Source organism: Natronohydrobacter thiooxidans (genome assembly GCF_001884735.1).
Classification (GTDB): Bacteria; Pseudomonadota; Alphaproteobacteria; order Rhodobacterales; family Rhodobacteraceae; genus Roseinatronobacter; species Roseinatronobacter thiooxidans_A.
In genome coordinates this window covers 163849-186822 of record NZ_MJAP01000012.1, presented here as the reverse complement: position 1 = coordinate 186822, position 22974 = coordinate 163849, and the positions used below count along the sequence as shown (strand labels likewise).

General features: G+C 63.5%; 21 protein-coding genes and 1 pseudogene. 11 read left to right on the top strand and 11 right to left on the bottom strand.

Translation table 11 applies throughout. The features are described from left to right. Window positions 1–7 precede the first annotated feature (7 nt). Together BG457_RS08665 and BG457_RS08660 are read right to left on the bottom strand one after the other, a co-directional pair. On the bottom strand, window positions 8–796 hold the full coding sequence (locus BG457_RS08665) for an IclR family transcriptional regulator (protein WP_071796683.1): 789 nt from the start codon (window positions 794–796) through the stop codon (window positions 8–10). A 32-nt stretch (window positions 797–828) separates the two neighbouring features. Further along, window positions 829–1203: a hypothetical protein gene (locus tag BG457_RS08660; RefSeq protein ID WP_071796682.1), complete on the bottom strand. Its 375-nt coding sequence runs from the start codon at window positions 1201–1203 to the stop codon at window positions 829–831. A gap of 141 nt (window positions 1204–1344) precedes the next feature. On the opposite strand from BG457_RS08660, the gene BG457_RS08655 reads away from it, so the two are divergent. From BG457_RS08655 to BG457_RS08625, 7 genes and pseudogenes are all read left to right on the top strand, one after another. Beyond that, window positions 1345–2181, top strand: coding sequence for a MurR/RpiR family transcriptional regulator (locus BG457_RS08655; protein ID WP_217649502.1), 837 nt, complete (start codon window positions 1345–1347; stop codon window positions 2179–2181). 9 nt (window positions 2182–2190) lie between these two features. After that, window positions 2191–3516 (top strand): aspartate aminotransferase family protein, encoded by a 1326-nt coding sequence (locus BG457_RS08650; RefSeq protein WP_071796680.1) that lies wholly within the window; start codon window positions 2191–2193, stop codon window positions 3514–3516. Between the two features lie 425 nt (window positions 3517–3941). After that, window positions 3942–4424 (top strand): annotated as a pseudogene (locus tag BG457_RS08645) (RraA family protein); the annotation flags it as partial. A gap of 67 nt (window positions 4425–4491) precedes the next feature. After that, a complete protein-coding gene (locus tag BG457_RS08640) occupies window positions 4492–5679 on the top strand; it encodes a glycine C-acetyltransferase (protein WP_071796679.1) in 1188 nt (395 codons plus the stop codon). Continuing rightward, entirely contained in the window at window positions 5679–6704 is a 1026-nt protein-coding gene (gene tdh, locus BG457_RS08635) for an L-threonine 3-dehydrogenase (RefSeq protein ID WP_425434919.1), read from the top strand. Before BG457_RS08640 ends, tdh begins: the two co-directional genes overlap by 1 nt. 209 nt (window positions 6705–6913) lie before the next feature. Beyond that, window positions 6914–7984, top strand: a complete 1071-nt coding sequence (locus BG457_RS08630) for a glycosyltransferase family 4 protein (protein ID WP_071796677.1) — start codon at window positions 6914–6916, stop codon at window positions 7982–7984. 21 nt (window positions 7985–8005) lie between these two features. After that, window positions 8006–10186, top strand: coding sequence for an amylo-alpha-1,6-glucosidase (locus BG457_RS08625; protein ID WP_071796676.1), 2181 nt, complete (start codon window positions 8006–8008; stop codon window positions 10184–10186). Between the two features lie 136 nt (window positions 10187–10322). Here BG457_RS08625 and BG457_RS20225 read toward each other — a convergent pair whose 3' ends face one another. After that, window positions 10323–10610 carry a hypothetical protein gene (locus BG457_RS20225; RefSeq protein WP_175546765.1) on the bottom strand — a complete coding sequence of 96 codons (288 nt, stop codon included), beginning with the start codon at window positions 10608–10610 and terminating at the stop codon, window positions 10323–10325. An 18-nt stretch (window positions 10611–10628) separates the two neighbouring features. On the opposite strand from BG457_RS20225, the gene BG457_RS08620 reads away from it, so the two are divergent. The 3 genes from BG457_RS08620 (at window position 10629) to BG457_RS08610 (ending at window position 13559) form a co-directional block, all read left to right on the top strand. Beyond that, a complete protein-coding gene (locus BG457_RS08620) occupies window positions 10629–12152 on the top strand; it encodes an alpha,alpha-trehalose-phosphate synthase (UDP-forming) (protein ID WP_217649501.1) in 1524 nt (507 codons plus the stop codon). Further along, the gene (gene otsB / locus BG457_RS08615) at window positions 12127–12867 is read left to right on the top strand and encodes a trehalose-phosphatase (RefSeq protein ID WP_071796674.1); all 741 of its coding nucleotides are present in this window, start codon (window positions 12127–12129) and stop codon (window positions 12865–12867) included. Before BG457_RS08620 ends, otsB begins: the two co-directional genes overlap by 26 nt. 197 nt (window positions 12868–13064) lie before the next feature. Continuing rightward, complete coding sequence (locus BG457_RS08610; RefSeq protein WP_071796863.1) at window positions 13065–13559, top strand: YciE/YciF ferroxidase family protein; 495 nt, start codon at window positions 13065–13067, stop codon at window positions 13557–13559. A gap of 117 nt (window positions 13560–13676) precedes the next feature. Here the strand turns inward: BG457_RS08610 and BG457_RS08605 are convergent, their stop codons facing one another. The 5 genes from BG457_RS08605 to bioB are packed head-to-tail and all read right to left on the bottom strand — an operon-like array spanning window position 13677 to window position 18582. Next, window positions 13677–14654, bottom strand: coding sequence for a beta-ketoacyl-ACP synthase 3 (locus tag BG457_RS08605; protein ID WP_071796673.1), 978 nt, complete (start codon window positions 14652–14654; stop codon window positions 13677–13679). After that, on the bottom strand, window positions 14641–15891 hold the full coding sequence (locus tag BG457_RS08600) for an adenosylmethionine--8-amino-7-oxononanoate transaminase (protein WP_071796672.1): 1251 nt from the start codon (window positions 15889–15891) through the stop codon (window positions 14641–14643). The genes BG457_RS08605 and BG457_RS08600 overlap by 14 nt, the downstream gene beginning before the upstream one ends. Next, a complete protein-coding gene (gene bioD, locus BG457_RS08595; protein WP_071796671.1) occupies window positions 15888–16505 on the bottom strand; it encodes a dethiobiotin synthase in 618 nt (205 codons plus the stop codon). Before bioD ends, BG457_RS08600 begins: the two co-directional genes overlap by 4 nt. After that, entirely contained in the window at window positions 16502–17626 is a 1125-nt protein-coding gene (locus tag BG457_RS08590) for an 8-amino-7-oxononanoate synthase (RefSeq protein WP_071796670.1), read from the bottom strand. Before BG457_RS08590 ends, bioD begins: the two co-directional genes overlap by 4 nt. Beyond that, window positions 17623–18582 (bottom strand): biotin synthase BioB, encoded by a 960-nt coding sequence (gene bioB, locus BG457_RS08585; RefSeq protein ID WP_071796669.1) that lies wholly within the window; start codon window positions 18580–18582, stop codon window positions 17623–17625. The genes BG457_RS08590 and bioB overlap by 4 nt, the downstream gene beginning before the upstream one ends. Before the next feature lie 470 nt (window positions 18583–19052). Between bioB and idi the strand changes: the two genes are divergently transcribed. Further along, the gene (gene idi, locus BG457_RS08580) at window positions 19053–19607 is read left to right on the top strand and encodes an isopentenyl-diphosphate Delta-isomerase (protein WP_071796668.1); all 555 of its coding nucleotides are present in this window, start codon (window positions 19053–19055) and stop codon (window positions 19605–19607) included. Between the two features lie 233 nt (window positions 19608–19840). On the opposite strand, the gene BG457_RS08575 is transcribed toward idi, so the two are convergent. From BG457_RS08575 to BG457_RS08565, 3 genes are read right to left on the bottom strand one after another with little or no spacing between them, the layout of a single operon-like run. Beyond that, entirely contained in the window at window positions 19841–20683 is an 843-nt protein-coding gene (locus tag BG457_RS08575) for a fumarylacetoacetate hydrolase family protein (protein WP_071796667.1), read from the bottom strand. 21 nt (window positions 20684–20704) lie between these two features. Beyond that, the gene (locus BG457_RS08570) at window positions 20705–21433 is read right to left on the bottom strand and encodes an SDR family oxidoreductase (protein WP_071796862.1); all 729 of its coding nucleotides are present in this window, start codon (window positions 21431–21433) and stop codon (window positions 20705–20707) included. 20 nt (window positions 21434–21453) lie between these two features. Further along, the gene (locus BG457_RS08565) at window positions 21454–22971 is read right to left on the bottom strand and encodes a UxaA family hydrolase (RefSeq protein WP_071796666.1); all 1518 of its coding nucleotides are present in this window, start codon (window positions 22969–22971) and stop codon (window positions 21454–21456) included. Between the last annotated feature and the right edge of the window lie 3 nt (window positions 22972–22974).

Sequence of the window (22974 nt, the reverse complement as noted above, 5' to 3'; positions counted from 1 at the left end):
GAGCGGGTCAGAGCAGGGCTGACAATTCCTCTGCCGCGCGCTTTAGGCGCGGCAGATGGGTATAGCCTTGCTCGACCGAGATGCGCTGCGTTGGTCCCTGAAAGGCGATTGTCGCCGGCATCCGGCCATGTTGGTCGCGGAGCGGCATGGCGAAGGCGATCACGCCTTCGAGGAATTCCTCGTTATCGACGGCAAAACCCTGCTCGCGGATCTTCATGATCTCGGCGCGCAGGGCTTCGGGATCGGTGATCGTGTTGGGGGTCAGCCGCGTCAGATCGGCATTGCGCAGATAGCTGCCCAGACGCAGATTGCTGAGCGTGGAGAGATAGAGCTTGCCGCCCGCCGTGCAGTAGAATGGCACCTGCGTGCCGACCGAGAATTGCACGCGCAGGGGCCATTCGGTTTCGACCCGGTCAAGATAGACCATCGCCTCGCGGTCCGGGATGGCGAAATTGCAGGTTTCGCCGATATCCTTGGCGAGCGCGCGCATGATTGCCAGACGCGGTGTGCGCATCCGCATCGAGGACATGGTGGCCATGGCCAGGGAGCGCGTGCGCGGTCCTACGGAATAGGCACGCCCATCGGGTTCGCGCTGCAGATAGCCCTCTGTTTCGAGCGTCTGAAACAAACGGTGCAGTGTGGCCTTTGGCAGATCGGTTGTGTCCGCGAGGTCGGTCGGCGTGACCGGCCCGCCCCGCCGGACAACTTCTTCCAGCAAGGTCAGCAACCGCAGGGTCGTCGGGATCCGTTCGCTGCGATCCACGTCATCCTCCGAGGTTGTGGTCTGATGCGTCATGGCCAGCGCTCACCTTCTTCGCCTCGTCAGGGTCAGATCAATATCAGTGATAGCCAGGGAACGAAAGCCACCAGCATCCGGAGGCCGATCAGGGCGACGATATCGGGAAGAATATATGCCAGAAGCTGCATATAAGGCATGCCCGTTACGCCGGTCACGACATAGAGGCTCAGGCGATAGGGCGGCGTGATGAGGCCAATGGGCCCGCCGATCCGCGCCGAGTTCTGCCACGAACCGGCAGCATACAACCCGCAAGCGCAGATACGGGCCATGCCAAGCCCGTCGCGCGGCCAAGCCAGACAAGCATAGACACAAGCCGACAGGCGCTGCGCAATGCCCGAGAGGTTGAGCAGATCGCGGGTCAGCTTGAACCCAAAGTCGCGCTGATGGTTGCGCGCTTTGCCCATGGGCTTCGCCGATAGTGCAGATGGATCCTGCGGATATTGCGCGGAGAAACGATCGAATCTTTCAGTGAAACATTTATTGCATACCTGCCGGGGACTCGCTAAACTGTGGCGATGTCACCCGCCTTTGCCCAGACCCTTGTCATGCGCCTTGAATCGCTGCCTGCGCAGCTTCAGAAAGCTGCGCGCTGGGTGGCGGCGAACCCGCAGGAGGTGGCGCTGCTGTCGATGCGCGAACAGGCGAAGCGGGCTGGTGTGCAGCCTGCGACCATGACGCGGCTGGCGCAGGCGCTGGGATATGACGGCTATGAGGGCTTGCGCGAAGGGCATCGCGCGGCGCTGCGGCAGGCGCCCGGTCTGGCGGGGCAGGCGGCGCGCCGTGCTTCCTTGCACGCGGAGTCCTCGGAACTCGCGGCGCAGGAGATGTTGCGCAATTGCGGGGCGCAGGTTGCTGGGCTGGCCGCAGGCGATCTGCCGCAGGCGATGGTGCGCGCGGCGGGGATGATCGCGCAGGCGCGTCAGGTCTATTGTCTGGGGATGCGTTCCAGTCATGCCGTGGCCTGGCATGTCTCATACGCATTGTCGCTGATCAGCGACCGGGCGCGGTTGCTGGACGGCATTGGCGGCACTGGTTTCGATGCGCTGGCGCAGGCGCAGGCGGGGGATGTGCTGTTTGTCTGCGGAGTTGCGCCCTATACGCGCGCGGTGGTCGAGGTTGTGGTACAGGCCCGTGCGCGGGGTTTGCAGGTCGTGGCGCTGACCGACACGGGGCTCTCGCCATTGATCTGTCCGGACGGTGTGGCAATGATCGTGCCCATTGCGAGCGCGTCCTTCCTGCACAGCATGGCCCCGGCCTTTGCGCTGGCGGAAGTGCTGGTGGCGCTGGTCGCGCGCGGCGATGACCCGGCTGTGCTGGCCCGGCTGGCGGGGCTGGACCGGCAGCTTGCGGCTTTCAACACCTATCATCCTGATATCATCTGAGGTTTGCTCATGACACGTCTGTTGCATCGTTCCATTCACACGCCGCCGCGCCGCGCGGTCGCGGCCTCTGGCCTGTGCTTCACCGATGCGGAGGGGAAGTCGTATATCGACGCCTCCGGCGGGGCGGCGGTGTCCTGTCTGGGGCATGGCCACCCGGAGGTGATCGCGGCTTTGCATGACCAGTTGGACCGGCTGGCCTATGCGCATACCGGGTTCTTCACCACGGATGTGGCGGAAGATCTGGCCGATGAACTTATCACTGACGCGCCCGCAGGGTTGAGCCATGTCTATCTGGTCTCTGGCGGGTCCGAGGCGGTGGAGGCGGCGCTGAAAATGGCGCGGCAGTATTTCACCGAGACCGGCCAGCCCGAGCGCCGCCACATCATCGCGCGGCGACAGAGCTACCACGGCAATACGCTGGGGGCGCTGGCGGCGGGCGGCAATGAATGGCGGCGGGCGCAGTTCAAACCCTTGCTGATGGAGGCGCATCACATCGCGCCCTGCTTCGCCTATCGCGAACAGCGCGATGGTGAGACGGATGCCGATTATGCGGCGCGCGCGGCGGGCGAGCTGGAGGCGAAGATCCTGGACCTGGGGCCCGAGACGGTCGCGGCCTTCATCGCCGAGCCTGTGGTGGGGGCAACGGCGGGGGCGGTGCCTGCAGTGGCGGATTACTTCCGGCGCATCCGGGCGATCTGCGACCGCTATGGGGTGCTGCTGATCCTGGACGAGGTGATGTGCGGGATGGGGCGGACGGGATATCGCTATGCCTGCGAACATGACGGCATAGCGCCCGACCTGCTGACCATAGCAAAGGGTCTGGGCGGGGGCTACCAGCCCATCGGCGCGACCTTGTTGAGCCAGCGGATCTACGATGCCTTTGCCAATGGCACCGGGTTTTTCCAGCATGGGCACACTTATATGGGGCATCCGATGGCGGCAGCGGCGGGGTTGGCGGTGCAGCGGGTGATCCGGCGCGACAGGTTGCTGGAGAATGTGCAGGCTATGGGCGCGCATCTGCGGGCCGAACTGTCTGCAGCTTTCGGGCAGCATGCGCATGTCGGCGATATCCGGGGGCGCGGGTTGTTTCAGGCCATCGAGTTGGTGGCCGATCGCGACAGCAAGGCACCTTTTGATCCTGCGCGCAAACTCCATGCGAAGATCAAGGCAGAAGCGATGGCGCGCGGGCTGATGGTCTATCCGATGGGGGGTACGATTGACGGGGTGCAAGGCGATCACGTGCTGCTCGCGCCGCCTTTCATTGTCGCCCCGGCCGATCTCGCGGAAATCACCGGGCGGCTGGCCGAGGCTGTTGATGCCGCACTGCGGGCGTGACCTTTGCGTCTGCGCGGCACCGAAGCGCGGCTGAGCGAATAGCGGCGCTGGATATGCTGGAAGGTGAAGATGTGCCGACGCTGAACTACTTCGACACCCCAAGAGCACGCAGGACAATATGGATCAGTTCGACCGCCCTGTCTTCTGAGTAGACAACAGGACAGATCGGGGCGGGCAAGACCTGCTCCGATCTTGACGGTATCTCGACCATCAAGCGTGCAGGGGAGCGCGCGGAGGTGTTTTCCCGGGAGGAACCAGATGCTGATGACCCGCATCAAGGCCGGAGGCCCTGCAATAGAAGAGCAAGGCATACTTGTGGCCTTTATCGTGTTCATGATCGCCTTTTCGCTGATGTCAGACAGGTTTCTGTCGGCGGGCAATATCATGTCCGTATTTCGTCAATCTGCCATTATCGGGGTCATGGAGCCCGGCGCATGGCCTGTTACAAGGCGATGCATGACGCGCCCAAGCCTTCGGTCGCGGTGATCGAAGCGCTGGACTATCCCGATTGCATCGGGGCCTATTGGGGCGAAGTGAACACCACCATCCACAAGGGATTCGGCATGTCGGGCGCCCTGACCAATGGGGTGATGCGGGATCTGGGTGATATGGCCGCAGGATTTCCCGTTATCGCGGGCAGTGTGGGGCCCAGTCATGGCTTCGTGCATGTGCGCAGCCTGGGCGAACCCGTCACCGTGTTCGGGCTGCGCGTGGCGCAGGGTGATCTGATCCATGCCGACCGGCACGGCGCAGTGGTCATCCCACCCGCTGCCCTGCCAGAGCTGCAGTCGGGTATCGAAAAATTGCTTGCGACCGAGAAGCTGATCCTCGATCCTGCACGCATGCCGGGCTTTGATTTCAAAGCTTTCGGGGCCGCCTGGACCGCTTTTGAGAAGGCCCGCACCTGAACAGGGCCGGGCCAATTGCGGGGACTGACCCACAGTGCCCATTCTACACGATGAGAGAGCATCCCGAATGACGACTGCGTTTCTGGACCATATGCGCGCAACGCTTGCCGAAATCGAGGCCGACGGGCTGTTCAAGCGCGAGCGAATGATCGCGACCCCGCAATCGACCCGCGTGCAGGTGGGCGGGCGCGAGGTGATAAATCTATGCGCCAACAATTATCTTGGTCTGGCCAATCATCCCGCGCTGATCGACGCCGCCATCGCGGCCATGCAGGCGCATGGGTTCGGCATGGCCTCGGTGCGGTTCATCTGCGGCACGCAAGAATTGCATCGCGCGCTGGAGGCGCGTTTGGCGAAATATCTGGACATGGATGACAGTATCCTGTTTGCGGCCTGTTTCGATGCCAATGGCGCGCTGTTCGAGCCGCTGCTGGGGCGTGAGGATGCCGTGGTCTCGGACGCGCTCAACCATGCCAGCATCATCGACGGCATACGTCTGTGCAAGGCGCGGCGCTACCGCTATGCCAATTCCGATATGGATGATCTGGAAGCGCAGTTGCGGGCCGCCCGCGCGGATGGCGCGCGCCATATCATGATCGCCACCGATGGCGTATTCTCGATGGACGGCTATCTTGCCCGCCTGCCCGAGATCCGCGCGCTGGCAGAGCGCTATGATGCGCTGGTCATGGTTGATGACTGCCATGCCACGGGCTTCATGGGGCCGCAGGGGCGCGGCACGCCTGCGCATCTGGGGGTGCGGGCTGACATTCTGACCGGCACTTTGGGCAAGGCCCTGGGCGGTGCCTTGGGGGGCTATATCGCCGGTCCGCAGCCCGTGATTGACCTGTTGCGCCAGCGCGCGCGGCCCTATCTGTTTTCCAATGCGCTGCCGCCCGCAATTGTCGCGGCCGGGATCGCGGCGCTGGATATCGTCGAGGGGGCGGATGATCTGCGTGCGCAGCTATTCGACAATGCGGCCTATTGGCGGGCAGGGCTGGCTGCGGCGGGGTTTGATTTGCTGCCCGGCGAGCACCCGATCATCCCGGTCATGCTCTATGACGCGCATAAGGCGCAGGCAATGGCGGCGCGCTTGTTCGATCTGGGCGTCTATGTCTCGCCGTTCTTCTTTCCCGTTGTGCCCAAGGGGCAGGCACGCATCCGCACACAGATGAATGCCGCCTTGACGCGCAAGGATCTGGATCAGGCACTGGCGGCTTTTGCACAGGCCGGACACGACACAGGGATCTTGTCATGATGAAAGCACTGGAGAAATCCCGCCCCGAGGTCGGACTATGGCAAGTCACCGCGCCGGTGCCGCAGATCAGTCCCGACGATGTGTTGATCCGTATCGCCAAGACCGGCATTTGCGGCACCGATATCCATATCTGGAACTGGGACGACTGGGCGCAACGCACGGTTCCCGTGCCCTTGATCACGGGCCATGAATTCGCAGGCGAGATCGTGGAACTGGGCCGCAATGTGACCGGGTTGGAAATTGGCCAACGCTGCTCCGGCGAAGGCCATCTGATCGGGCGCGACAGCCGCCAGTCACGCGCAGGCAAGTTCCATCTGGACCCCGCCACACGCGGCATCGGTGTCAATGAACCGGGCGCATTTGCCGAATATCTGCGCCTGCCTGCCTTCAATGTCGTGCCGCTGCCCGACGCGATTGACGACGAAATCGGCGCGATCCTTGATCCTCTGGGCAATGCAGTCCACACGGCACTGAGCTATGATCTGGTGGGCGAGGATGTGCTGATCACCGGCGCGGGCCCCATCGGGATCATGGCGGCGGCTGTCGCGCGCCATGTCGGCGCCCGCCATGTGGTCATTACCGATGTGAATCCGGTGCGGCTGGATCTGGCCGCAAAAGTGGCGGATGTGATGCCGGTCAATGTGATGCAGGAAGATCTGGCCGCAGTGAAAGCGCGCCTGAAAATGCGCGAAGGCTTTGACGTCGGGCTGGAAATGTCGGGCAACCAGCAGGCACTGGATCAGATGGTGGAAAATCTGGTCATGGGCGGGCGCATCGCACTTCTGGGCATCCCGCCGGGCAAAAGCCCCGTGGACTGGTCGCGCATCGTCTTCAAGGCGATCACGATCAAGGGCGTCTATGGGCGCGAGATTTTCGAGACTTGGTACAAGATGATTGCCATGCTGGAAAACGGATTGAATATCCGCCCCGTCATCACCCATCGCATGGCCGCCAAAGACTTCGCGCAGGGCTTCGAGATCATGCGCAGCGGCAATTCCGGCAAAATCGTGCTGGATTGGCGATAGGTGAAGGGTCAAGATCAAACGGCCATGAATCCCCGCGCGCCCGGCTACAGGGGAGAGCTTTCGCCCTGAACCCCGGAGAAGCGGGGATGCTGTCAGATGGTCCGCGCCATCCTGTCCCTTGATCGCGGATTGCCTGCGGAACCGTTGGGACCGCAGGAACAATAAGGTTCCTTCGTGCGTTCATCAGACAGACGAAGGAGGCACGGCCGATGCGCATCGCTCAAGTGGCGCCGCTTTTCGAGACGGTTCCACCGGTCGCCTATGGCGGCACCGAACGGGTTATAGCAACCCTGTGTGACGGGCTCGTGGCCTTGGGGCATGAGGTGACGCTTTTCGCCGCTGCAGGCTCCGCAACCTTGGGAAAACTGGTGGAATGCCGATCTTGCGGCATGCGTCAGGATCCTGCCGCGAAAGTGTCAGCGATTGCGGCGCATCTGGCCATGTTGGACGAAGTGCGCAAGCAGCAGGCTGCGTTCGATGTTATCCATTGCCACCTCTCGCATTTCCAGCATTTCCCGTTCTTCCAGGATTTCGCGTCCAAGACCTTGACCACACCGCATGGCAGGCTCGACTATGCCGACCTGCCTGCCGCGCTCGCCCGCTGGCCGGACATGCCCATGAGTTCGATTTCCCTTGCACAGCGTGGCCCGCTTGCACAGGCGAACTGGGTCGCCAACATTTACCACGGCATCCCGCGTGATCGTTACCAGCCTGCTCCAATGCCTCAGGCGCCGAGCAGTGCCGGGTATCTTGCCTTCATGGGCCGCTTGTCTCGGGACAAGCGGGCGGACAGGGCTATTGCCATCGCCAAAGCTGCAGATCTTCCCCTGAAACTCGCTGCAAAATTCGACGAAGATGATCGGATTTGGTACCGGCAAGAGATCGAGCCGCATCTTGATGGCTCGAAGATCGAGTATGTGGGCGAGATCTCCGAATCCGGAAAAACGGAATTTCTGCTCAACGCCGCGGCGCTGCTGTTCCCGATCGATTGGCCCGAGCCCTTCGGTCTTGTCGTCATCGAGGCCATGGCGCATGGAACCCCTGTAATTGCATGGCGCAATGGCGCGATGGCGGAAATCATCGATGAGGGGGTTTCGGGCTTCGTCGTGGACTCACTTGAACAGGCGGTCCAAGTGCTGCCGCGCGCCCTCGCACTGGACCGAAAAGAAGTCCGCAGGTGCTTTGAACGCCGCTTTGCCGCGTCGAGGATGGTCGATGAATATGTCGCTGTCTATTCCCGTCTGGCGCGTGTCTGCGCACCCGCGAGCGTATCTCTCTGATGGCTAGAAAGGAGGCCGCACATGGCTGATGCGCCATGCGAATTCGACGAGCACATGATCGACCCGCTTGCTGCGGTGGCCGAGAGCGAAGAAGATGCCCCGAGTTTCAGCGCCAGCCAGGCCGCTCTGAAAGAGGCTGATTGTTTCTTGCTGGCTGGGCGTCAAGGCGACATTGTCGGCTTCGCCGACGGCTTTTTTTGCAAAGATACACGCCTTTTGTCGCGCTTCGTGCTGCAGATTGGCGGGCGTCGCCCGGTGTTGCTTGGATCTGCCTTGTCGAGCGATCATGTGTATTTCGAGGCAAACCTGACCAATCCGGGCATCGCTTTTGCGGATGGCGGCAGGCTGCAACAAGGCAGTATTCATCTAAACCGCAAACGCTTCCTGAGAAATGAACGTATCTTCGAGCGGATCACTGTGACGAATTACGGGGATGCTCCGGTCGACCTGCCGCTTGCCTTCCAGATCGCCGCAGATTTCCGCGACATATTCGAGGTGCGTGGCATGACCCGCCGGGCACGGGGGCAATTATTGCCCATCAGATCGGGCAGCCACCATATCGCTTTTGCCTACGAAGGGCTGGATGACAATAGCCGCGGTCTGACGCTGAGCTTTTCGCAACCCGTTACCGTGGCTGGTGAAGGGAGCGAGATCCATTTTGGCATGCATCTGCCGCGCGGCGCGCGCAGGCTTCTCTACATCGAAGCGGGGGCAGAGCGGACCGCACCGGGCCGGATACGTCATCGCAGACACCAGGCCGCTGCCCATCGGGCGATGAAGATGAAGCGCCAGAGCGGTGCGTCTGTGCAAACATCCGGCCCGCTCTTCAACGAGTGGCTGAGCCGGACACGTGCCGATATTGCACTTCTCTCCACTGACCTGAAAACCGGCCTGTATCCCTCGGCCGGCATTCCGTGGTTCTCCTCGCCTTTCGGGCGGGACGGTATCATAACTGCACTCGCTATCCTCTGGCTTGATCCTGCTCTGGCGCGCGGGGTCCTGCGCTTTCTGGCTGCGACACAGGCGCAGGAACATGACGATTTTTCAGAGGCAGAACCGGGAAAAATCCTGCACGAGACGAGGCAGGGGGAAATGGCGCAGACGCGCGAGGTGCCCTTTGCGCGGTATTACGGAGGGGTCGACACGACGCCGCTATTCGTGCACCTGGCCGCAGAATATGCCCGTCGAACGGCTGATGATGCCTTCATCGACGCGCTTTGGCCCGCTTTGCGAAGCGCAATTTCGTGGATTGAAACCAAACGCGCGGAAAACCCGAACGGTCTGGTGTCCTATATGCGGGGAACGGGGCTGATCAATCAGGGCTGGAAGGACAGCCCTGATGCAGTGTTTCATGCTGACGGCACGCTTGCGAAAGGGCCGATCAGTCTCGTCGAGGTTCAGGGCTACGCCTATCTTGCGCTGACCGGTATGGCGGAAATGGCGGCACGACGCGGCGAGCAGGAGTATCATGCGAAATTGCTGGCCAGTGCCGAAACGCTGCGCCAGACGGTCGAGCGCTGCTTCTGGATGCCGGACAAGGAATTCTACGCGTTGGCGCTGGACGGGGACGCCCGCCAATGTGCGGTTCGGACGACCAATGCGGGGCATCTGCTCTACTCGGGACTACCCTCGGAGCAGCGCGGTCAGGCGCTGGCGCGGGCCTTTGATAGATCCGATTTCCAGACAGGCTGGGGGTTGCGCACCGTCGCAATCGGTGAAGCGCGCTTCAACCCTCTCTCGTATCACAACGGATCGGTCTGGCCACATGATACTGCGATCTGCACTGTCGGCATCACGCTCTATGACCAGCCCGACTATGCGGCGCGCGCGCTCGCCCGCCTGTTCGAGGCGTCGTTTCATTTCGGCAAGAGCGTGCCCGAGTTGTTCTGCGGCTTTGCGCGGGTCTCTGGGGAGGGGCCGGTGGCCTATCCCGTAGCCTGCGCCCCGCAAGCCTGGGCGGCGGCGGCGGCGTTCATGTTGCTCAAGACCACTTTGGGCATCGAGATTGACGCCCCCGCGCGCGATGTTCGCGTCGTTGCACCAAGACTGCCTGCAGGGATCGACCAGCTTACGATCAAGAATCTGGATATCTGCGGGGCGCAACTCAGTATCGATTTCCAACGCAAGGACGATCAGGTGGCTTGCGCTGTCAATCGTTCCGGCTGCTCGGCGCGCCCTACGCTGGTCTATCATCTCAACTGACGGCTTTGCCAAGGGCAGGAACAAACTGGCTTTTCCGTGGTTGGACGGTGATCGGAGCATCGAGGTGAATTTCCGACAGACGGCGCCTCTCACACCACCCGTTCGGCGCTTCGATGCTCCGTGGACCAAAGACAGATCAGAGCAGGAAAAGATGAGCGTGCAGGACAATAACACCGAGCATGGCCCTTACCATCCGGTCACCTTTGAGCGATTGCCAGGCAGGTTCGACAAACTGCGGAAACTTATTCGTGGGGGCTGGCTGTGGACTGGCCGCGCGGGTGGCGTTCCCGAAGAAAATGCAGCGCCAGCAGACCAGTTGCATGGCATGCGGCCGGGCGCGTCCGGGGAAGGCCCTGCGGGTGTTGGAGAGGCGCCAAACCGGAATCTGTGGGATCTGGCGCGTCTGCGCAACCTCATCAAGCATGATCTGGCTGGAACGGATATGATACTTGTGTCCAACCGCGAGCCCTACATGCATTCCATGCAACCCGATGGTATCCGCTGCGAGATGCCCGCCGGTGGGCTGGTCTCTGCGCTGGAGCCGATTGCGCGCGGCTGCGGCGGGACATGGATTGCGCATGGCAGCGGATCGGCGGACCGAGAAACGGTGGATGCCAATGACCGGCTAAGGGTTCCGCCCGGCGAGCCGAGCTACACGTTGCGCCGCGTCTGGCTCAGTGAGGAAGAAGAGAAAGGATATTATCTTGGCTATGCCAATGAAAGCCTCTGGCCACTATGCCACAATGCCTTTGTCCGGCCGGTTTTTCGTCAGCAGGACTGGGAACATTACCGCACCGTCAATGCCCGGTTTGCTGATGCTGTAGCGCAGGAAGCGCGCTCCGAAGCCCCGATGGTCATTGTGCAGGACTATCATTTTGCCTTGCTGCCCCGCATGATCCGCGAACGTCTGCCCAATGCCACAATCGTCACTTTCTGGCATATTCCCTGGCCCAATGCGGAAGTATTCGGCATCTGTCCTCATGCTGCCGAGCTTCTGGACGGGCTTCTGGGATCGGATATTATCGGCTTTCAGGTTCCGCTGTTCCGCATCAATCTGATTGATTGCGTCGAGCGCACGCTCGAAAGCAGGGTCAGCCGTGAAGACTGGTCAGTGCGATATGGCGGCAAGACATCGCGTAACTGCACCTATCCCATTTCCATAGCATGGCCCGCCCGGTCAGAACCTGTGGCCGTCCCCGCGCTCAGTGCGCGAAAATCCCTCGACATGAAAGCCGACGCGAAGCTGATACTGGCCGTTGGGCGGCTTGACTATACCAAGGGCATTCCGGAATTTCTGGCGGCTTTTGAAGACCTGCTTCTGCGCTATCCCGAATGGCGTGGCAGGATACATCTGTATTATGTTGCTGCCCCCAGCCGGGGCGGGGTCGAATCCTATCGCAACCTGCGCAGGCAGTGCCTGAAGATCAGCGCGGCGATTAACGCACGTTTCGAGACTGAAGACTACAAGCCCCTGCAGTTCATGGACGAGCATTTCGCCCGCGATGATCTCCGCGCATTATACCGCGAAGCCGATATTTGCGCCGTGCCCTCGCTGCATGACGGCATGAATCTGGTGGCGAAGGAGTTTGTCGCCGAGCGGGAAAACTCCGATGGTGTCTTGATCCTCTCGCGCTTTGCAGGTGCCGCGCAAGAGCTGCCGGAAGCGCTGGCGGTCAATCCGTTTGACATTGCGCAGCTCGCTTCGACACTCAAGGCCGCGCTTGAAATGCCGCTGGTCGAACAGGGGGAACGGATGCACCGCATGCGCGAAACCGTGCGCAACAAGAACATTTATCGTTGGGCGGGGCGAATGCTGGAGGATGCCGTGCGCCTGCGCAGTCGCAAGCGGCTGCTGAAGGTGCGCACGGCGGCACAGGAACGCGGGCGCCGCCGGAACCTGCGCACCCAGCCCGACCCAGCCACACTCAACAGAGCGCGGAATGATGCAAACACCCCCGATCCCTGAGCTTTCTGAACTGGCCCTGTTTCTGGATATTGACGGCACGCTGGTCGAGCATGCCGCCCATCCTGATGGCGTCAGGGTCGCACCGGATCTGCCGGATATCCTGCAGGAACTGAACCGCGCTCTCGACGGTGCGATGGCCTTTGTGACAGGGCGAAATCTGGCGATGGTGGAGCGGCTGTTCGGAGCGACCGGCTTCGCCGCCGCCGGAACTTTTGGAATCGAATTGTTACTGGGTGATGAATTTGAAAGCGGGCAGGCGGCTGCCGCCGAAGTGGCGCCGGTGTTTTCAGAGTTGGAGGCCAGTTTTCTGCATCGCGACGGTGTTTATTTCGAGCACAAGGGCCCCGTCCTTGCAATCCATACGCGCGCCGCACCCGAGGCCTTGCCGGCAGTCATCAGGGCCTGTCGGAACGCCCTGTCCCGACTGCCCTGCGGCTATCGGCTGGTCGAAGGCCATGCAGGGGTCGAATTGCTGCCCGAAAAAGCTTTGAAAAGTGCCGCGATTGCCTGGTTCATGTCGCGCCCACCCTTCCGCGGACGAAAGCCGGTCTTTCTGGGCGATGACACCTCGGATGAAGCGGGTTTCGAATGGGTGAACCGCAACAACGGCATCTCCGTGCGGGTCGGACGACAGAAGCCAAGTTCGGCCTGTTTCGGGCTGGCAACAGTTGGCGATGTGCATGACTGGCTCAGACGCCTGACGCAGGCCATTTGAATGCAACCTCTTCCATTTGACGCAGGTGCCGCAATGGGATCTGCACAGCAATTTGCAGGCTTCCGCAGCCTGGCAAATTCATGCGCCCAAGTGGAGACTCGCGTGGAACAATGCAGCGCTGTGCTGGTTCTGAGTTGTTGCTTGACCACGCCGCGGCTTTGAAGAGCCGTGGTGCAAAATACAAGAAGGAGAAGCTCATGCCCGCCAAGGATAAGGCCCTTGACGACCTTTTCGTCGATACACTGCGCGACATCTATTATGCAGAGCGCAAGATAGTGAAGGCGCTACCGAAGATGCAACGCGCTGCGCAATCAGAAAAGCTGGCTGCCGCCTTTGAACACCACCGCGAAGAGACGGAAACCCATATCGAGCGACTGCAGAAAGTCTTCGAACTGGTGGGCAAGGCCCCGCGCGGCAAGACCTGCGAGGCCATCGAGGGCATCATCGCCGAGGGCGAGGAAATCATGGAAGAGTTCAAGGGCTCTGCCGCGCTCGATGCCGGGCTGATTTCGGCGGCACAGGCGGTCGAGCATTACGAGATCGCCCGCTATGGCACATTGCATCGCTGGGCTACCGAACTGGACATGAAAGACGCCGCCAAACTGCTCAGCGAGACCCTGAAGGAGGAATCGGCGACGGATGAAAAGCTCACCAAGCTTGCGGAGAGCACGGTGAACGCAGAGGCGCTGTGACGCGCGCCAGGCGACAAGCTGTTGTTGCAGTGCCCGGCAGGATATGCGCTGCTCCCTGACAGCAGGCAGTCATTGCCCTGCACTTGTGCCGCGCTGATGGGCCTCGGCAGTGGCTGCTCAGGTGTTCCAGACCACAGCGCCCCAGATCAGCCCTGCGCCAAAGGCCGACAGCAGGGCCGGGCCCGACCGCAAGGCCCGGCCCTCTGCCGCGTGGCATGACAGCGCCAGTGGCATGGTCGCGGCGGAGGAATTGCCGTGGCGCTCAAGCGTGCCCAGCCAGTCCGCGCCGTCCAGACCCAGGCTTTGGCCCACCTTGTCGAGGATCCGCCGGTTGGCCTGATGCGCGACCCAGGTGCGGATGTCAGCCGCTGTCAGTCCCGCCTCGGTCAATGCCTCACGGGCCGAGTCAACCATGCCACTCACCGCCCGCGTGAAGACGGCCCGCCCGTCCGGCATCTGCATGGCCAGCCCGCCCGCGCCCGTGGCATCATAGGGCAGGCGCGAGCCGCCCCGGGGAATGCGGATCATGCCATGCCCGGCACCGTCCGAGCGCAATACCGTGGCGACCGGCCCCTGCCGGGGATCATCCGTCGGCGCCAGAACCACTGCGCCAGCGGCATCGGCAAAGAGCGCCCTTGTGGTGATGTCATCGGCGGCCATGCGGCGCGACAGGATATTCGCGGCGATCACCAGCACCGGCTGCCCGGTCATGCGCACATGCCCGGCCCCCAGCGCCAGCGCATGCAGGAAACCCGCGCAGGCCCCGGCAAGATCCACCGCGCCGCAATCAAGACCCAGGTGATGCACGACCAGCGGTGCGGTGGGCGGCAGCAGATGATCGGGGGTCGAGGTCGCCAGCAGCAAAAGCCCCGGCCGCAGCCCGGTGGCCTGCAAGGCCATGCGCCCGGCGGGTATTGCCAGATCGCTCACCGCCTGACCGGGCGCGGCGTAATGGCGGCTGCGAATGCCGCTGCGCTGTTCGATCCAGCCGGGGGCGAGGCCGAACTCGGCCTCAATCTCGGCATTCTCCACGCGCCGTTCGGGCAGGAAATGCCCGAAACCGGCCATGGCTACGCCGCGCTCATCCCAGCGCATCGGCGGCCTCCAGAATGGCGTCATGGCAGGCCCGGAGTTCGGTCCGCGTGCTGCAATAGGGCGGCAGCAGGTAGACGGTGTTGCCCAAGGGCCGGATCAGCAGGTTTCGCCCGGTGAAGAAGCGCAAAAGGCCGGGGCCGAGATCCGAGAGATACCCCCCCGCGCCGATCTCTGCCGCAAGTATGGTGCCCAGTTGCCGCGCGCCGGTGATCTTCGGATGCGCCTGCAGCCGGGCCAGCCCCTCGGTCTGCACTGCGGCCACCGCCTCGATGCGCGCCTGCACCGGTTCGCGCGCCCAGAGTTCCAGATTGGCCACCCCCGCCGCGCAGGCGATGGGATTGGCGGTATAGCTGGAGGAATGGAAAAAGGTGCGCCGCCGGTCCGTCGACCAATGCGACTGGAATATCTCCTCGCGGCACAGCGTCACCGCCAGCGGCAGATGCCCGCCGGTAATGCCCTTGGACAGACACAGGATATCCGGCACCACGCCTGCATGATCGCAGGCCAGAAAGCGCCCGGTGCGGCCCCAGCCGGTCATGACCTCATCGGCGATCAGCAACACGCCATGCCGGGCACAGATCGCGGCCATTTCTGCCAGCAGGGCAGGGGGGTAGAACAGCATCCCGCCCGCCCCAAGCGCCAGCGGCTCGATCAGCAGCGCCGCCGTTTCCGGCTTGCGGGCGACAGCCTCCAGCGCATCCAGCGTGTCCTGCTCGCGCCCCGGCGCGGGGAAGGGGATACGATCAACCGCGTAGAGCAAAGGGTCATAGGGTTGGGTGAATGCGCCGCGTTCGCCCGCCGACATGGTGCCCACCGTGTCGCCATGATAGCCGTGTTCCATCACCACGATACGATGGCGGGTCTCGCCGCGATGGCGAAAATGGCCAAGCGCCATTTTCAGCGCCACCTCGACGGCGGTAGAGCCGCTGTCGGAAAAGAAGATCCGCGCCAGTGCGTCGGGCAGATGCGTCATCAGTTGTTCGGCAAAGCGCTCGGCGGGTTCATGGGTATGGCCGGCGAAGATCACCTGATCCAGCCGCCCCGCCTGGTCGCGGATGGCCTGCACGATATGCGGGTGGCAATGGCCATGCGTCACCACCCACCACGAGGAAATCGCGTCGAAAACCCGCGTCCCTTTGGCGTCGGTCAGCCATGCGCCCGAGGCGCTGGTGATGGCGCGCATCTGCGGAAACAGCGCATGCTGGGTGAACGGGTGCCAGATCGGGCCGGGCTTCATGGCAGTTCGAACCTGTCGGCGGGAAAGCAGGCGTCAAAGGCCGCACGCAGGCTGTCCGGTGTCAGCCGTTGCAGGATCGGCAGGCGGCCGAGATGACGGGTTGCGCCCATGCGGCAGATCGTGGCCTCGACCTCGCGCGCCTCTGGCCCGATGAAGACCACACCATGCAGCGGCACGCCCGCCCGGTGCAGGGCGGCGATGGACAGAAGGCTGTGGTTGATGGTGCCAAGCGCCGTGCGTGCACACAGGATCACCGGCAATTGCCAGCGCGCAAAGACATCAAGAAACGTCGCCTGCGCGTTCAGCGGCACCATCAACCCGCCCGCGCCCTCGATCACCAGCGGGCCTGCGAGTGGTGGGGCCAGCGCCTGCTCATCAATCGTGATCCCCTCTGCTGCCGCCGCAATATGGGGCGAGGCGGGCAGGGCCAGACGGTAGGCTTCGGGCAGCACCGGCTGGCCGGACAGGCGGGCGACGGTCTGGCTGTCGGTCTCGTCCACCAGCCCGGCCTGCACCGGTTTCCAGTAGCGCGCACCAAGCCGCGCGGTCAGACCGGCGGCAAAGACCGTCTTGCCTATGCCGGTATCCGTGCCGGTGACGATGAAAGCGGTCATGCGAGCACCTCTTGCAGCGCGGCAAAGGCGGCGGGCAGCGCCGCCGCATCAGGGTTCAGCGTCAGCGACAGCCGCAAGCGCTCGGTCCCTTTGGGAACAGTGGGCGCGCGGATCGCGCGGATGTCAAAGCCGCGCGCCTGCAAAGCATGGGCTGCGGCAAGGCAGCGTGTATCGCCCGGCACGATCACCGGCAGGATCTGGCTTTGCGATGGCGCCAGCCCGATGCTGCGCGCCAGATCGCCCGCCTGCGCCACCCGCGCCAGCAGCGCCAGACGGCGGGCGGGATCCGCCGCCAGATGCGCCAGCACGCCGCGCAGCACTTCGGCCAGAAGCGGAGAGGGCGCGGTGGAATAGATGAAACTGCGCGCCCGGTTCACCAGCAACTCCACCAGCACCGGGTCGGCACAGATCAGCGCGCCCTGCACGCCCAGAGCCTTGCCGCAGGTGTGCAGCGTAACCACATGTTCCAGATGCGCGAAGGGCGCGGCGACGCCCCGGCCACCATCGCCCCAGATGCCCGAGGCATGGGCCTCGTCCACGATCAGGAAAGCGCCTTCCTCTGCGGCCAGCGCCGCCAGATCGTCCAGCGGCGCGAAATCACCATCCATGGAATAGAGGCTTTCCACCGCCAGCCAGACCTGCCCCGTCCCGCCCTCCGCGCGCCAGTTGCGCAGCGTGTCGCGTGCCGAATCCACATCACTATGGGCAAAGGCGCGGATTGTCGCCGGGCCAAGGCGCATCCCGTCCAGCGCGCTGGCATGGATCAGCGCATCATGCAGTACCAGATCACGCGCCGCAGGAAGCGCGCTAAACAGCGCCAGATTGGCCGCGTATCCTGACCCGAAGTATAGCGCCGCGCCCGCGCCGAAATGCGCGGCAGCCTCGGTTTCCAGCGCGGCAAAGGCAGGATGATTGCCACGCAACAGACGCGCCGCGCCGGACCCGGTGGGCAGGCCGCTGTCCAGCGCCGCGCGGGTCAGGTCGCGCAACAGCTCAGATCCGGCCAGCCCGAGGTAGTCGTTCGAGGCGAAATCCGCCCCGGCCACCGGCTGCAACATGCGCCTGCGCCCGCGCTGGTTCAGGGCGTCAAGCAAACCGCGCTGTGGCGCCAGCAGGCTCATGCCGCGCCTTCGCTGCCCGGTGCCTCGGGCCGCAAGCCCAGCTTGTCGAACAGTTTCTGGTCGCGGTCCTCGCCGGGATTGGCGGCAGTCAGCAGCGTGTCCCCCATGAACAGCGAATTGGCCCCGGCGAAGAAACACAAAGCCTGCATTTCGTCGCTCATCCCCGTGCGGCCCGCCGAGAGCCGCAGATAGCTGCGCGGCATCAGGATGCGCCCAAGCGCCACCACGCGCACGAAATCAATCGGATCCACCGGGGCGGCATCGGCCAGCGGCGTGTTTTCGACCGGGATCAGCATGTTGATCGGCACGCTTTCGGGATGCTCGGGCAGGGTGGCCAGCGCCAGCAGCATGTCGATCCGGTCGCCCACGGCCTCGCCCATGCCCAGAATACCGCCCGAGCAGACCTTGATCCCGGCCTCGCGCACGCGGTCCAGCGTATCCAGCCGGTCGGCAAAACTGCGGGTGGTGATGATCTCGGGATAGAAGGATTCCGACGTGTCGATGTTGTGATTGTAATAATCCAGCCCCGCGCCTTTCAGCCGCAGCACCTGATCCTCATCCAGCATGCCCAGCGTCATGCAGGTTTCCATACCCAGTTCGCGCACACCGCGCACCATTGCCTCGATCGCGGGCATGTCGCGTTCCTTGGGGCTGCGCCATGCCGCGCCCATGCAATAGCGCGTGGCCCCCGCCGCCTTGGCTTTGCGCGCCTCGGCCAGCACGCGCTCGACCTCCATCAGCTTGCTGGCGGAAAGCTGCGCGCCATTGCGTGCCGATTGGCTGCAATAGCTGCAATCCTCGGGGCAACCGCCGGTTTTCACCGACAGAAGGCGGCTCATCTGCACCCGATTGGGATCGAAATGGGCGCGATGCACCGTCTGCGCCTGAAACAGCAGATCCATCAGGGGCTGGGCGTAGATCGCCTCGGCCTCATTGCGCGTCCAGTCGGTGCGCATCTCGCCTGTCTGCAAGTCCTTGGGCACGGCAATCCTCCACGCTCGCCAGTTCTCTCGCCTGCTGGATGCAATACTATCTACAGAAAGTCCACGTGTTCGCGCAACTTGAGGAAATTATCTACAAAGATCACGAAAGATGCCCGCGCCGGATATGGCGCATAAGGACGCTTACATGCGGGCAAGGCCAGCGCCATTTCGGCTCCGGGCAAAATGACCGGTAACTCACGCCGAAACCGGTCATGCGCGAACACAAGACCGTGTTCAGGGTTTTGTCTTCGATGCAGGATGCGTATTACAAGGCGGATGGATGATGCGCGCCTTGTCTCGCTCTGACATGATAACTACGTCCAGCGGCTGATATTCGGGGCCTGTATGAACAAGAAACTGGTGACCGCCCGCGCGCTTCGGCGGCTCAGGGCCGGGGTCAAGCAGATGCCGAGGCGCGCCGTCCTTCTCCGACCGGGCGACATATGAACCGGCTTATCCCGGCCTGGGAAGAGGGCACGCTCAAACCGCTGGACAAGCTCGACGTGCACCGGCGCGGGCTGCGCCACAAGGCGGTCTCGGTCTTCGTGACCGAAGGCGACCGCGTGCTGATCCAGCGCCGCGCGCTGCACAAATATCATACGCCGGGCCTCTGGGCGAATACCTGCTGCACCCATCCGCAATGGGGGGAGAGTGATCTCGATTGCGCCCGTCGCCGCCTGCGCGAGGAATTGGGCATCGAGGGGCTGGAGCTGCACCATGTCGGCGAAATCGAGTATCGCGCCGATGTCGGCGGCGGGATGACCGAGCACGAATTGGTACAGGTCTACACCGCGCGCGCCATGCCGGAGCTGCGCGTCACCCCCAACCCAGATGAAGTTGCCGATACCGACTGGATCAGTCTTGCAGCCTTGCGCGCGATCATCGAACGCGCGCCGGAGCGTTTCACGCCATGGTTGCGCATATATATGAGCAAGCATCTACACATGATCTTCGGTGCCTCATCAGCGTCAGGCCAGCGCGGCGCCGTGCTCCTTTAGACCGCATGATCACGGACTGCGCTGAGCACCTCGGTCGTCTCTCGCGCGGGATGCTGCATGCGTCGGTTGCGCCGGTGGCGAGCCTCAGGAATGGCGGAGAGACCATAGGCAAGATCACACCTGCATCGGGTCAAACTGCAGCTCTCCACCCGGCGCCGACACCGCAGTGATGATTCAGGCAGATCTGCCAAGGCAAGCCAGCGGCCAGCGCATCAGGTGTCCTGAGCGGTGCCTCAATCGGCGATGACCTGCTGGCGTTGGGTGCCCAGACCCTCGATGCCCAGTTCCACCACATCGCCCGCGCGCAGATAGCGCGGCGGTTTCTGACCCAGCCCGACCCCCGGCGGAGTGCCGGTCGAGATCACATCGCCCGGATGCAGGGTCATGAACTGGCTGAGATAATGGACAAGGAACGGCACCTGATAGACCATCGTCGCGGTCGATCCGTCCTGCATGCGCTGGCCATTCACATCAAGCCACATATGCAGCGCCTGCGGATCGACGACCTCATCGGGCGTCACCAGCCACGGGCCGATCTGGCCGAAATTGTCGCAGCTTTTGCCCTTGGTCCATTGTCCGGCACGCTCGATCTGAAAGGCGCGTTCGCTCACATCATTGGTGACCGCAAAGCCCGCGACATGTGCCATCGCCTCCGCCTCGGAGACATATTTGGCGGGCTTGCCGATGATCACGGCCAGTTCCACCTCCCAGTCGGTCTTCTCCGATCCGCGCGGGATGATGATCGGATCATTGGGGCCGCAGATCGCGCTGGTGGCCTTCATGAAGATCACCGGCTCGGGCGGGACATCCATGCCGCTTTCGGCGGCGTGATCAGCAAAATTCAGCCCGATGCAGATGAATTTGCCGGTGCCCGCAACCGGCGGCCCAAGACGCGGGTTGCCTGCGACCACCGGCAGCGTGTCGGGATCGGTGGCGGCAATCCGGGCCAGTTCTTCGGGGAACAGCGCGGCACCCGACAGATCCGCGACCACGCCCGACAGGTCGCGGATGGTGCCATCGCTGTGCAGCAGGCCGGGTTTCTCTGCGCCGATGGCGCCGTAGCGAAGCAGTTTCATATAGTATCCTCTCGGGTTTCGTCAGAGCGTCCAGCCGCCATCTATGCACAGGGCCTGCCCGGTCGTATAGGTCGCCCCCGCCAGATAGACGGCCAGCCCGGCGATCTCTTCGGCCTCGGCGATCCGGCCCATCGGCTGGCGCGCGATAAAGGCCGCGCGCGCAGCATCGTAATCGCCGGTCGCGGCAAGCCTTTGATCCAGCGAGGGCGATTGCACCGTGCCCGGACAGATCGCGTTGCAGCGGATGCCGCGCGCCACATAATCGGCGGCGACGGATTTTGTCAGCCCCAGCACCGCGGCCTTGGTGGCGGAATAGGCGAAACGGTTCGGCACCCCCTTCACCGACGAGGCCACCGAGGACATGTTGATGATGCATCCCGCGCCGCGCTCCAGCATCCCCGGCAGCAGGCCCCGGATCATCCGCACCATGGCCTTGACGTTCAGATCCCAGGCGAAATCCAGATCGGCGTCGCTGGCCTCCAGCACCGTGCCCGAATGCACCACGCCCGCGCAGTTGAACAGCACATCGACCGGCCCCGCCCCGGCGCAGAAACCGGCGACGGCATCCGGGTCCAGCACATCCAGCCGCGCTGTCTCGATCCCCGGCAGACCGGCCAGCCCGGCTGCGTTGATATCGGTGGCGATCACCCGCGCGCCCGCACTCGCAAAGGCAAGCGCACTGGCCCGCCCGATCCCCTGCGCAGCAGCCGTGACCACAACGGTCTGGCCGCTTAGATCGACATGGTTCATCGGTCTTTCCTTGTTCATTGCTACATCACCGCGCCGATCTGCCAGGGCACGAACTCGACCGCGCCGAAGCCCTGCGCCTCGCTCTTGGTCGGCGCGCCCGAGGCCACGTGCAGCATCAGCTCGAATATCTCCTGCCCCTTGGCCTCCAGACTGACGCCGCTCAGAATCTCGCCGCCATTCACATCCATATCGGGCTCCATTCGCTGCCACAGATCGGGGTTCGAGGCGATCTTGATGCAGGGCACCGGGCGATAGCCGGAAACGCTGCCCCGCCCGGTGGTAAAGGCGATCAGATTGGCCCCCGACGCAACTTGCCCCGTGACCGAGCACGGGTCATAGCCGGGGCTGTCCATGAAAACAAAGCCGGGCTGGTCGATGGGTTCGGCGAATTTATAGACCCCCGCCAGCGGCGCTGATCCGCCCTTCGCGACCGCGCCAAGGCTTTTTTCCAGAATCGTCGTCAGCCCGCCGCGCTTGTTGCCGGGGCTGGGGTTATTGTCCATCTCGCCATGGTTGCGGGCGGTGTAATCCTCCCACCAGTCGATCAGGTCGATCAGCTTGCGCCCGGTGGCCTCATCCACCGCGCGCCGCGTCAGCAGATGTTCGGCCCCGTAGATTTCCGAGGTCTCGGACAGGATCGACGTACCCCCCTGCCGCACCAGCAGGTCCGAGGCCACGCCAAGCGCCGGGTTCGCCGTGATCCCGGAATAGCCGTCCGAGCCGCCGCATTGCATCCCCAGCACCAGCTTTGACGCCGGGGCAGGGGCGCGGCGGGCCTTGTCGGCCTCGGCCGCGAGTTCGCGCAGGATGGCCACGCCCTTGTCCACGGTCGCCCGCGTGCCACCGGTCTGCTGGATGGTCATGTAGCGAAACCGCGCGCTGTCCTTCAGCGCCTTGCGGTCGATCAGATCGGGGATCTGCATCACCTCACAGCCCAGCCCCACCATCAGGATCGCGCCGAAATTGGGGTTATGGCCATAGCCCGCAAGGGTGCGGAACAGCGTATCATAGCCCTCACCCTTGCCCGACATGCCGCAGCCCGAGCCATGCACGATGGGCACAATCCCGTCGATATTGGGGAAATCGGCCAGCCAGCCCTGCCGCTCGACGGCCTCGGCAATGAAACGCGCGACCGAACCCGCGCAATTGACCGAGGTGAGAATCCCCAGATAGTTGCGTGTCCCCACCCGGCCCGAGGGGCGGTGATAGCCCATGAAACCCGCCGCGTCATTGGCCGGGGCCAGCGCCACCGCGGCGCTGCCAAAGCCGTAATCCTGCTTATGCGCGCCCATGCCCAGATTGTGGACATGGACATGCGCACCCGGCGCGATGTCCTGACTGGCCACGCCAATGATCTGGCCATATTTGCGCACCGGGGAGCCTGCGGCAATCGGAGACGCGGCGATCTTGTGCCCTGCCGGGATGGGCTGGGCGGCGACAACGCCCCCGGCCAGTTGCGTCCCCTGTGCAAGCGCGGTCAGGGCGATCAGGATATTGTCACTGTCATGCAGGCGCAGCGCAGAGGGGGCATCGGTCATGTC

What these genes read in the sequence shown, in the direction of transcription:
- BG457_RS08655 (WP_217649502.1), top strand. Translation starts at nt 1,345, where the DNA reads ATGCGCCTTGAATCGCTGCCTGCGCAGCTTCAGAAAGCTGCGCGCTGG.
- BG457_RS08660 (WP_071796682.1), bottom strand. Translation starts at nt 1,203, where the DNA reads ATGGGCAAAGCGCGCAACCATCAGCGCGACTTTGGGTTCAAGCTGACC.
- BG457_RS20225 (WP_175546765.1), bottom strand. Translation starts at nt 10,610, where the DNA reads ATGCTTGATGAGGTTGCGCAGACGCGCCAGATCCCACAGATTCCGGTT.
- BG457_RS08590 (WP_071796670.1), bottom strand. Translation starts at nt 17,626, where the DNA reads ATGAGCCTGCTGGCGCCACAGCGCGGTTTGCTTGACGCCCTGAACCAG.
- BG457_RS08665 (WP_071796683.1), bottom strand. Translation starts at nt 796, where the DNA reads ATGACGCATCAGACCACAACCTCGGAGGATGACGTGGATCGCAGCGAA.
- bioD (WP_071796671.1), bottom strand. Translation starts at nt 16,505, where the DNA reads ATGACCGCTTTCATCGTCACCGGCACGGATACCGGCATAGGCAAGACG.
- BG457_RS08565 (WP_071796666.1), bottom strand. Translation starts at nt 22,971, where the DNA reads ATGACCGATGCCCCCTCTGCGCTGCGCCTGCATGACAGTGACAATATC.
- BG457_RS08610 (WP_071796863.1), top strand. Translation starts at nt 13,065, where the DNA reads ATGCCCGCCAAGGATAAGGCCCTTGACGACCTTTTCGTCGATACACTG.
- BG457_RS08650 (WP_071796680.1), top strand. Translation starts at nt 2,191, where the DNA reads ATGACACGTCTGTTGCATCGTTCCATTCACACGCCGCCGCGCCGCGCG.
- tdh (WP_425434919.1), top strand. Translation starts at nt 5,679, where the DNA reads ATGAAAGCACTGGAGAAATCCCGCCCCGAGGTCGGACTATGGCAAGTC.
- BG457_RS08640 (WP_071796679.1), top strand. Translation starts at nt 4,492, where the DNA reads ATGACGACTGCGTTTCTGGACCATATGCGCGCAACGCTTGCCGAAATC.
- BG457_RS08600 (WP_071796672.1), bottom strand. Translation starts at nt 15,891, where the DNA reads ATGAAGCCCGGCCCGATCTGGCACCCGTTCACCCAGCATGCGCTGTTT.
- BG457_RS08575 (WP_071796667.1), bottom strand. Translation starts at nt 20,683, where the DNA reads ATGAAACTGCTTCGCTACGGCGCCATCGGCGCAGAGAAACCCGGCCTG.
- otsB (WP_071796674.1), top strand. Translation starts at nt 12,127, where the DNA reads ATGATGCAAACACCCCCGATCCCTGAGCTTTCTGAACTGGCCCTGTTT.
- BG457_RS08625 (WP_071796676.1), top strand. Translation starts at nt 8,006, where the DNA reads ATGGCTGATGCGCCATGCGAATTCGACGAGCACATGATCGACCCGCTT.
- idi (WP_071796668.1), top strand. Translation starts at nt 19,053, where the DNA reads ATGAACCGGCTTATCCCGGCCTGGGAAGAGGGCACGCTCAAACCGCTG.
- BG457_RS08570 (WP_071796862.1), bottom strand. Translation starts at nt 21,433, where the DNA reads ATGAACCATGTCGATCTAAGCGGCCAGACCGTTGTGGTCACGGCTGCT.
- bioB (WP_071796669.1), bottom strand. Translation starts at nt 18,582, where the DNA reads ATGCGCACCGACTGGACGCGCAATGAGGCCGAGGCGATCTACGCCCAG.
- BG457_RS08630 (WP_071796677.1), top strand. Translation starts at nt 6,914, where the DNA reads ATGCGCATCGCTCAAGTGGCGCCGCTTTTCGAGACGGTTCCACCGGTC.
- BG457_RS08620 (WP_217649501.1), top strand. Translation starts at nt 10,629, where the DNA reads ATGATACTTGTGTCCAACCGCGAGCCCTACATGCATTCCATGCAACCC.
- BG457_RS08605 (WP_071796673.1), bottom strand. Translation starts at nt 14,654, where the DNA reads ATGCGCTGGGATGAGCGCGGCGTAGCCATGGCCGGTTTCGGGCATTTC.